The sequence below is a fragment of the Pseudonocardia sp. genome (genome assembly GCF_025965585.1).
Classification (GTDB): Bacteria; Actinomycetota; Actinomycetes; order Mycobacteriales; family Pseudonocardiaceae; genus Pseudonocardia.
In genome coordinates this window covers 1-2,781 of record NZ_JAOPWR010000469.1, presented here as the reverse complement: position 1 = coordinate 2,781, position 2,781 = coordinate 1, and the positions used below count along the sequence as shown (strand labels likewise).

Below are 2,781 nucleotides of genomic sequence, written 5' to 3'. Positions count from 1 at the left end.
GCACCCGCGGGGGCGGCGGCCGCGGTGGTCGGCGCGGCGGCGGCCGTCGTCGAGGAGGCGGCGGAGGTGGCCGCGGACCCGCATCCGGCGAGCGTCAGGAGGGCGACCGCCGAGGCCGCGAGCAGGGTGCGCTTCATGCGGGTCATCCGATCACGGGGCACCAGGAGCAGCCGGAGCGGGTGGCCCGGTCCGCGAGCGGGCAGACTGGGCGACCGTGACCGACAGCTTCCCCCGCCGCCAGGCGCGCACCCGTCGCTTCACCCTCGGCGCCCCGCGGGGCGTCACCCTCTCCCCCGACGGCGACCGCGTCGTCTTCCTGCGCAGCCGCGGCGGCACCGACCCCGTGACCTGCCTGTGGACGCTCGACCTGGCCACCGGCGAGGAGCGGCTGGTCGCCGACCCGCACGCGCTCGACGCGAGCGCCGAGGAGGACCTTCCCCCCGAGGAGAAGGCCCGCCGTGAGCGCAGCCGGGAGCAGGCGGGCGGCGTGGTCGGCTACGCCACCGACCGACCGGTGACGATGGCGGCGTTCGCGCTGTCCGGGCAGCTGTACCTCACCGACTTCGCCGCGGGGCTGACACCGCGCCTGATCGAGACGCCCGGCGGGGTCATCGACCCGCGCCCGGACCCGCACGGCCGGTACGTCGCCTACGTCAGCGGCGGGGCGCTGCACGTCCACGACGTCGCCGCGCGCACCACCTCGACCATCGCCGAGCCCGACGGTCCGCAGGTCACGTACGGCCTCGCCGACTTCGCCGCCGCCGAGGAGATGGGCCGGATGCGGGGGTACTGGTGGTCCCCCGACGGCGACGCGCTGCTCGTCGCGCGGGTGGACGAGTCGCCGGTGCGGCGCTGGCACATCGCCGACCCGGCCAACCCCGACCGGGTGCCCGCCGTCGTCGCCTACCCGGCGGCGGGCACCCCGAACGCGCGCGTGACCGCGGAGATCATCACCCTCGACGGCACCAGCACCCCCGTGACCTGGGACGACGAGTACCTCGCCGACGTCGTCTGGGACGACCGGGGGCTGCTCGTCGTCACCGAGCCCCGCGACCAGAAGGCGCTGCGCGTACTGCGCGTGGACCCCGCCACCGGCACCACCACGCCCGTCGACGAGCGCACCGACCCCGTCTGGGTCGACATCGTGCCCGGGGTGCCGGCCCACACGGCGTCGGGCGCGCTCGTGACCGTGGCCGACGTCGACGACACGCGCCGCCTCGTCGTCGACGGGGAGACCGTCACCCCGGCGGGCCTGCAGGTCCGCGACGTGGCGGACGTCGACGGCGACACCGTGCTGTTCCGCGCGAGCGAGGAGGCGGCGTCGGTCGGGCTGTGGACGTGGGGCCCGGACGGCCTCACCCCCGTCGCCACCGAACGGGGCATCCACAGTGGACGTCTGCGCGGCGGGACGCTCGTCGTCGCGCGCCAGGACCTCGACACGGACGGGAGCACCACCACCGTCCGCCGCGCCCCGGACGCCGGTCCCGACGACGCCGCGAACCTCGCGCCGGCCGAGCTGACCATCGCCTCGTTCGCCGACCTCCCCGGCCTCGAGCCGCGCGTGACGCTGCTGGAGGCCGGCCCGCGCGCCCTCCCGACCGCGCTCCTCCTGCCGTCCTGGTACGAGCCCGGCACGAAGCTGCCGGTGCTCATGGACCCCTACGGCGGGCCGCACGCCCAGCGTGTCGTCGCGGCGCGGGGGGCGCACCTGACCAGCCAGTGGTTCGCCGAGCAGGGCTTCGCCGTGGTGGTGGTCGACGGGCGGGGCACCCCCGGCCGCGGCCCCTCGTTCGAGCGGGCCGTGCACGGCGACCTCGCCTCCCCGGTGCTCGACGACCAGGTCGACGCGCTCTATGCCCTCGCCGAGCACCATCCCGATCTCGACCTCACCCGCGTCGGCATCCGTGGCTGGTCGTTCGGCGGGTACCTCGCGGCGCTCGCCGTGCTGCGTCGTCCGGACGTCTTCCACGCCGCCGTCGCGGGCGCGCCCGTCACCGACTGGGCGCTCTACGACACCCACTACACCGAGCGCTACCTCGGCCACCCCGACGAGGACCCGGAGGCCTACCGGCGGTCGTCGCTCATCGAGGACGCCGCGAAGCTGACCCGCCCGCTGATGCTCGTGCACGGCCTCGCCGACGACAACGTGGTGGCCGCCCACACCCTCCGGCTGAGCTCGGCGCTGCTGGCGGCGGGGCGTCCGCACAGCGTGCTGCCGCTCTCGGGCGTCACGCACATGACGCCGCAGGAGGTGGTGGCGGAGAACCTCTTGCTGCTGCAGGTGCAGTTCCTCAAGGACGCGCTCAGCGGCCCCGGGGGGGACGGGGGATGAGCACGTCCTCCCACCCGTCGGCCTGGCAGTCAGCTCACATGCCGACAGCCCTCGCCGCCTTGCTGCACCGCACCTCGTCGCGCTGTGGCCGGCAGCAGACCCGATCCCCGACATCTGAGCCCCCGACGGAGGATCAGGCGAGGTCGTACCGATCGAGGTTCATCACCTTGTCCCAGGCGGCCACGAAGTCGTGCACGAACTTCTCCCGCGCGTCGTCGCTCGCGTAGACCTCCGCGACCGCGCGCAGCTCGGAGTTCGAGCCGAGGACGAGGTCGACGCGGCTGCCGGTCCAGGTGACCTCACCGGTGGCGCGGTCGCGGCCCTCGAAGGTCTCCGCGGTCGCGCCGTCTCCCGACGTCGCCGCCCACTCCGTGCCCATGTCGAGCAGGTTCACGAAGAAGTCGTTGGTCAGCGACCCCGGCGCCGAGGTGAGCACACCCAGCGGGGAC

The 2,781-nt window shown here is 75.1% G+C and carries 1 protein-coding gene and 1 pseudogene; one reads left to right on the top strand and one right to left on the bottom strand.

The window, feature by feature from the left end:
• The first annotated feature begins 214 nt into the window (after positions 1-214).
• Complete coding sequence (locus tag JWR81_RS28780; protein WP_297659787.1) at positions 215-2,332, top strand: prolyl oligopeptidase family serine peptidase; 2,118 nt, start codon at positions 215-217, stop codon at positions 2,330-2,332.
• Between the two features lie 133 nt (positions 2,333-2,465).
• Here the strand turns inward: JWR81_RS28780 and JWR81_RS28775 are convergent.
• Positions 2,466-2,781 (bottom strand): annotated as a pseudogene (locus JWR81_RS28775) (catalase-peroxidase); the annotation flags it as partial.